Source organism: Candidatus Paceibacterota bacterium (assembly GCA_028716825.1).
Lineage (GTDB): Bacteria > Patescibacteriota > Minisyncoccia > Minisyncoccales.
Genome location: JAQUPA010000007.1, coordinates 25,271 through 31,476 on the forward strand (window position 1 = coordinate 25,271; position 6,206 = coordinate 31,476).

7 protein-coding genes are annotated in these 6,206 nt (G+C 33.7%); 2 read left to right on the plus strand and 5 right to left on the minus strand.

What is annotated here, in order from left to right:
* Positions 1 to 83 precede the first annotated feature (83 nt).
* Positions 84 to 986 carry a hypothetical protein gene (locus PHI88_01900; GenBank protein ID MDD5551890.1) on the plus strand — a complete coding sequence of 301 codons (903 nt, stop codon included), beginning with the start codon at positions 84 to 86 and terminating at the stop codon, positions 984 to 986.
* Positions 987 to 1,146: 160 nt separating this feature from the next.
* Positions 1,147 to 1,725: a hypothetical protein gene (locus tag PHI88_01905; protein ID MDD5551891.1), complete on the plus strand. Its 579-nt coding sequence runs from the start codon at positions 1,147 to 1,149 to the stop codon at positions 1,723 to 1,725.
* Between the two features lie 41 nt (positions 1,726 to 1,766).
* Here PHI88_01905 and PHI88_01910 read toward each other — a convergent pair whose 3' ends face one another.
* The 5 genes from PHI88_01910 to ybeY form a co-directional block, all read right to left on the minus strand.
* Positions 1,767 to 2,831, minus strand: coding sequence for a hypothetical protein (locus PHI88_01910; GenBank protein ID MDD5551892.1), 1,065 nt, complete (start codon positions 2,829 to 2,831; stop codon positions 1,767 to 1,769).
* 9 nt (positions 2,832 to 2,840) lie between these two features.
* Entirely contained in the window at positions 2,841 to 3,812 is a 972-nt protein-coding gene (locus PHI88_01915) for a serine hydrolase (GenBank protein MDD5551893.1), read from the minus strand.
* Position 3,813: 1 nt separating this feature from the next.
* The gene (locus PHI88_01920; protein MDD5551894.1) at positions 3,814 to 4,833 is read right to left on the minus strand and encodes a phosphoglycerate kinase; all 1,020 of its coding nucleotides are present in this window, start codon (positions 4,831 to 4,833) and stop codon (positions 3,814 to 3,816) included.
* A 33-nt stretch (positions 4,834 to 4,866) separates the two neighbouring features.
* Positions 4,867 to 5,919, minus strand: a complete 1,053-nt coding sequence (locus tag PHI88_01925) for a carbohydrate kinase family protein (GenBank protein ID MDD5551895.1) — start codon at positions 5,917 to 5,919, stop codon at positions 4,867 to 4,869.
* A 59-nt stretch (positions 5,920 to 5,978) separates the two neighbouring features.
* Positions 5,979 to 6,206 (minus strand): rRNA maturation RNase YbeY (gene ybeY, locus PHI88_01930; protein ID MDD5551896.1); only part of this gene is annotated, 228 nt, incomplete at its 5' end.

Below are 6,206 nucleotides of genomic sequence, written 5' to 3' on the forward strand. Positions count from 1 at the left end.
AAAATTCCTACTAAAAAGAGTAGGAATTTTATAATAGATCGTTCACAAATAGTTCATATAATGAAAGAAAGAGGTGTAAGATAATGTTAAATACGGTAGATGTAGAAATGCAGGCTCATTGGTTCTTTTTCTCTTGGGTTACAAAACTCATATTAGGAGAAATAAAAGCCCTGGACATACTAAGAACAATGGAAGAAAAACATCTCACGGGCATAACTCTGTTTTATTATCTCTGGGAGAAGAAAACCGAGAACGACCTTTTAAAGCTCTTTAAAAGGATATCTGTCGATATAAAAGAATCCCCCTACACGGCAGAGTTCAACGAACAGTTCATATCGTTCCAAAACAAAGATAATGGTCGTCATCTGTTTTTCTTCCTAGGACAAGAACTAATGACAACGGACAACTGGCATGTACTGTCTGTTGGTGTTGCTAATCTTAAGCCAATGTCTCTCTGGGAGACAATGGAAGAAATCATCGAGAAGAGAGGCTTTGGAGGAATTGACCATGGAGGAGCAGACCCCAATAAGTTCTTTGCTGATATTTCACCAAAAAGAGAGCAAGAACTAAGATGCTTTTGTAGGGACTTTCCTGGAAAGTTCTTCATCGAGCTTAATGGATACTGCATACCACAGCTCAGAAAGTTCCTGGGAATCTTTACAAATGCGGTTGGGCTTTTATATGGAGATTGTAACGAACGGATGCAATACATTGCAGAAGAATACGGACTGCCCGCTGTGGCATCTACGGACCTTCATATATGGAGTCCTAACTCTCTTAAAGAACTGGGGAGTTTCCGGATTAAAATTCCGGAAAATGATTTTCTTTTTGACGATCCTTTTGGGTCGCTAAAAAGAAATATCTTCTATGGGAACTTCGAAAATCAAATGGAGTATGTTCCCATAAAGTTTTTCGTTGTGAACTATATGTTGCCCTTTTTTAGCAGTTTAGTTCGTGACGAAATTAAAACGGTATTTAAGGGGTAGCCTAAGGGCTACCCCTTGACAAATTAAAATATATTTGTTATTATATATCATCTCGGCTTTCGGCCGAGTTTTTTGTTTAATCCCCTATTTGCGGGATTTTAAATTGGTCGAATGAAAATAGTTTATATGATGTTAAGTAAAAGCTTTACGTCATAAAAACATGTTTACAATTGCATCATTGGTTCTTATATTTACCATGCTTTGGAACGCAAATGTTCCGCTTGCTATGATAGCAAGAGCCAAAGAGCCAGCACCTAAAAACGAAGTAAAAAAAGAAGTAAAAACTATCGTGGATGAAAAAGGAGGATTTATTCTTGAAGAAAATACTTTAAAAGTAATAAATCCTAAGTTTGTTAAAAAGAAAGCAGTAAAAAAGGTTTTAGCAAAAACAGTCCAAAAAAGAAAAAGCATTAAAAGATTAAGCTATTCTCAAGGATCGTATAAAGGCGGGAAAGTAATGACTGTATCTGCTACTGCTTACTCTTCAACTGTTGGTCAATGCGACTCTAGCCCGTTTACTACAGCATCTGGCACAAGAGTACACTTTGGAACAATAGCTGCAAACTTTTTGCCTTTTGGGACAAAAGTTAAAATCCCTGACTACTTTGGAAATCAAGTTTTTGTGGTTGAGGATAGAATGTCAAAAAGGTATTGGCACAAAATTGACGTCTGGATGCCAACATACAAACAGGCAATTCAGTTCGGAAGAAGAAATATAAGAATCGTAATACTTAACTAAAAAAACTGCTCCGGTTTATCCGGAGCAGTTTTTTATTCAATTTATCCTAATAATCTTATAGCAACACCAATAATAGCTAAAACAACTCCAATAATCCAGAATCTCATTGTAACTTTTTGATGAGCCCAGCCTATCGCCTCAAAATGATGATGAATTGGCGTTGATTGAAAAATTTTCTTTCCTCTTATCCTTTTTGATAGAAGCTGCAAAATAATAGAACCAACTTCAAGAACTAAAAGACCACCTATTATTGGAAGCACTAAAATAGAATCTGTTAAAAAAGCAACAACTGCTAGAGTTGAGGTTAAGGCAAGACTTCCTGTCTCACCCATATAAAATCTCGCAGGAGGAATATTAAACCACAAAAAAGTCAAAAGCGCCCCGCAAATAGCCCAGCAAAAAGCAGCAAGATTAACTTGATTTGAAACAAAAGCGATAAGTCCAAAAGCCGCAAACATCGAGAGAAACGCACCCCCTCCAAGCCCATCCAAGCCGTCAATTACACCTCCCGACCAGCAAGCGAGCATTACTAAAACAAAAAGAAAAATATAAAGAGCACCTATGAAGACATCTCCGTTTCCCGGAATATGAATTGTCCTTGCATCAAGTTTAAAATAAAACCAAAGGCCACCAATAAGACCAATTAAAGCAACGACAAAAAACCTCTGCCAAAAAGCAAGTCCGCCAGCAATATATTTTCCTTTCTTCCTTACTTGTAAAATATCGTCCACCAGTCCTAAAATCGCGGCAGAAAGCAAAGCAAAAAGCGGCAACCATGTCTGATCACGAGATAAAAAATTTAATTTTTGACACCAAAAACAATCAGGAAAAGCTCTTGATATTATCCAAAAGAAAATAATTATTACAAAAACTGTACCCCAAATTAAAACGCCACCAAACCTCGGAACCTTAACTTCTCTTTCTCTGTTTAATTTATAGAAAACTTTTGCCTCTTTTCCATCAATGGCTTTCTTTCTCGCTTCTTTTCTCCAAAGCTTATAACGATATAAAAACTTAGTTAAGGCAGGAGTAAAGAATGCAGCAAAAGCGCTGGCAATCGTAGCAATAGAAAGTATCTTTAATACATTTATGGCGGTTGTTTGCATAAATTATTTTTAAAAGTGGCCCCAATCCCAGCCCCACATTACCCAATCATAAAGATTTTCAGTCCGTGGTATTCTCTCTGCAACTCCAAGACCCAAAAGAACCAAAGCAACCTTACCCTCTGCTATTCCCGGAGCTTCCATTGCTAAAATCATAGCATCTCCAGCCTTATCTGTATAGCCTGTTTTCCCTCCTAAAACATAGTCTTTAGCTAAAAGTTTATTTGTGTTGTTTGCGCAATGCTCAATACTACTCCCCAAATGATCTTCTGACCTTATAATTTTTTGTTTTTTACTAAGTGTTTCCCAAATTCTAGGATAGTAAATTAAAGAATATTGAGTAAGGAACGCCAAGTCCTCAGCAGTTGAATAATTGTTTTTATTATCTAAACCATGGGGATTTGCGAATTTTGTGTTTTTCATGCCAATTTCCTCTGCTTTTTTATTCATTAATTTTACAAATTTTTCTTCTCCCATTTGCTCTGCAAGGGCTGCAGCAGCATCATTACTTGAAACTAAAAGTGCAAGATCAAGTAATCCCCCAATAGTAATTCTCTCTCCCGGCCTTAACTTTCCTGTTTCTTCAAGAGTGGCAACTGCTTTTTTTGATACTTTAACTGTTTTTTGTAAATCGTAATTTTCAACAGCAATTACTGCTGTCATTAATTTTGTAAGACTGGCAATCGGCAATTTTTTTTCTTTATTTTTTTGATATAAGACCTTTTTTTGACCTCTCTCATCAAAAAAAACTGCAATTGCTCCCTTTTCATTTAATTCTGGCTTGTAGTCCAACCTTCTTCTCTTTGGAAAAAAATTACAATATTTTTGCTCTATATTATTTATTTCTCCGCCTCCTGAAACTAATTTTGAACTATCTGATTTATTGCTTTCTTGTTTTATATCTCTTTTAAAAAAGAGTGAAAAAATAAACAATCCACAAAATAAGATAACAACCAATATAATATATTTTTTTTTATTTATCATATTATAAAATAGGATCTAATCCTGGTAGTTTTTCGTTAGCTAAAAACTCTAACATTGCTCCCCCTCCAGTTGATAAAAAATCAACTTTGTCTTCTAAATCGTATTTTGAAACAGCAAAAAGAGTTTCTCCTCCCCCAAGTACTTTAAAAGCTTTACTTTCCGTAATGGCAATCGCGATTTCCTTTGTACCTTTTTCGTATTCTGGCTTCTCAAAATATCCAAGAGGTCCATTCCAAACTATTGTTCCTGCTTTTTTAATAATTTCTTTAAATTTTTCAATTGATTCTTCATTAATATCAAAACCGTGCTTCTCGCACTCTGCAACAATAAGTTTTGGATTGGAGAATTCTATCTCTTCTGCAATTTTTCCACCAATAAGTACAAAATCAGCTATATCTATAAATTTTTTGATAATTGGTAACTTTGTATCTATTTTAACGCCACCAAAAATTCCAACAAGTGGTCTCTTTGGTTTTTCTAAAACATTTTTTAAAGTTTTAATTTCTTTCCCTAATAAAATTCCGGCAAAAGATGGAATGTATTTTGTAATTCCAACAATAGAAGCATGGACTCTATGAGAAGCGCCAAAAGCATCATTTACAAAAATATCTCCTAAAGAGGCTAACTCTTTTGCAAAATTATTGTCATTCTCTTCCTCTTCTTTATGAAAACGTAAATTTTCAAGTAATAATACCTCACAGGGGCACATTTCCTTTACCATTTTTCTAACATTATCTCCAATACAATCAGGCGCTTTTAATATAGATAAATCTAAATATTCAAAAAGTTTTTCCTGAATATTAGTAAGTCTTAATTTTTCAATTACCTTTCCTTTGGGATTGTCTAAATGACTCATTAAAATCACCTTAGCATTTTTTGAAAGTAAATATTCAATAGTCGGAATTACTTTTCTTATACGAAAATCATCGGTTATTTCCCCTTTTTCGTTAACTGGACAGTTTAGATCACACCTCAAAAGAACTTTTTTTTCGTTTACATCAACATCACAAATAGTTTTCATAAAAGAAATAAAAAAAAGTAGGTAAATTTATTTTTATTTTAGCTTAGATATTTTAATTTTAACTTTCCCTTGCTTCCATATACTCTCATTTTTTCCTAAAATTCCATTTTTGGCACCAGTTTTTCCTATACAAGATACGGCATTGGCAGAAGCATGCTGAATTGCATATTCGATGTCACTTGGAGTGACTCCCCGAAGGGTCATGTCGCTTGGAGTAATCTTTTTGGGATTATTTTTTATTTTTTTCACAAGACCGACTAAAAATCCACTTCCAAAGGCATCTCCACAGCCGGTCCTGTCTACTATTTTTTTTATTGGCAAAACTCCTACTTCGTAAATAAAATTGCCATCTGAAACAACTGCTCCAAAAGGCCCCTTTGTCATAATCACAATTCCCTCAACCCATTCATCAAGTGTTTTAAAAATCTCTTTTTCTTTTCTGTAAGAAATCCCAGTTGCAATTGAAGCTTCTTCTTGATTTAAAAGCAAAATATCTGCCATATTAAATAATCTTTTCTTTTGCTCTTTTTTTAAAGAAAGCTGGCTATTGCCTGGATTCATAAATGTCTTTATCTTTTTTTTCTTAGCAAAAGATAAAATGGATGACGTAAGATTTTTTAATTTACCAGAAAGCGGAGCGACATAAAACCAATTTGTTTTGAGGTTATTCCAGGGAACATCGTTCTTTTTAAGTTCCTCTGAGGCACCCTTATAAATAAGTCCTGTCCTGTCGCTTTTTGTTAAAATAAAAACAGAGTAATTTGTATGTTTTTCTTTAATTGAGGAAATAAATTTTGTTGAAATCCCATTTTTTCTAAGCTCATTTTTAATTTCTTTTCCCGCATAATCATCTCCGATTTTCCCGCAATAAGACACTTTAAGACCCTGTTTCTTAAAAGTAAATGCAGAATTAGTACCTCCTCCTCCGCTAAAAAAATCTATTTCTGAAATTGGTATTTTCGCTCCAAGATTAAAACAAACGCCTCTTTTGTTTAAGAATATTTTTTCTTCTTTTATTTCTTCAAAATTATCACTTCTTAAAAAAACATCTCTTGTTGCAGAACCAAATGTGATTACATCAAACATAAATTTAAATCAAAAATCAAAAATAAAAAGTTCAGGTTGAAAGCAAGAACTTTTAAATTTTAAATTGCAATTTTGATTTTATTTAATATTTCTCTTTCCTTTTTCCTCATCTCCCTGGTATCCTTTGTATTCTTATGATTATACCCTAAAAGATGTAAAAATCCATGTATAAAATTAAAAGCAAGTTCTCCTTTAAAGTCTTTTTTATAACGTTTGGCAACTTTTTTAATTCTTGTAGGACAAAGTAAAATCTCCCCTAAAAGATTATTTTCTTCTTTGGGTTCAAT

Excerpts from the sequence above, each read along its gene's own strand:
- PHI88_01905 (MDD5551891.1), top strand. The coding sequence starts at position 1,147 with ATGTTTACAATTGCATCATTGGTTCTTATATTTACCATGCTTTGGAAC.
- PHI88_01915 (MDD5551893.1), bottom strand. The coding sequence starts at position 3,812 with ATGATAAATAAAAAAAAATATATTATATTGGTTGTTATCTTATTTTGT.
- PHI88_01920 (MDD5551894.1), bottom strand. The coding sequence starts at position 4,833 with ATGAAAACTATTTGTGATGTTGATGTAAACGAAAAAAAAGTTCTTTTG.
- PHI88_01910 (MDD5551892.1), bottom strand. The coding sequence starts at position 2,831 with ATGCAAACAACCGCCATAAATGTATTAAAGATACTTTCTATTGCTACG.
- PHI88_01900 (MDD5551890.1), top strand. The coding sequence starts at position 84 with ATGTTAAATACGGTAGATGTAGAAATGCAGGCTCATTGGTTCTTTTTC.
- PHI88_01925 (MDD5551895.1), bottom strand. The coding sequence starts at position 5,919 with ATGTTTGATGTAATCACATTTGGTTCTGCAACAAGAGATGTTTTTTTA.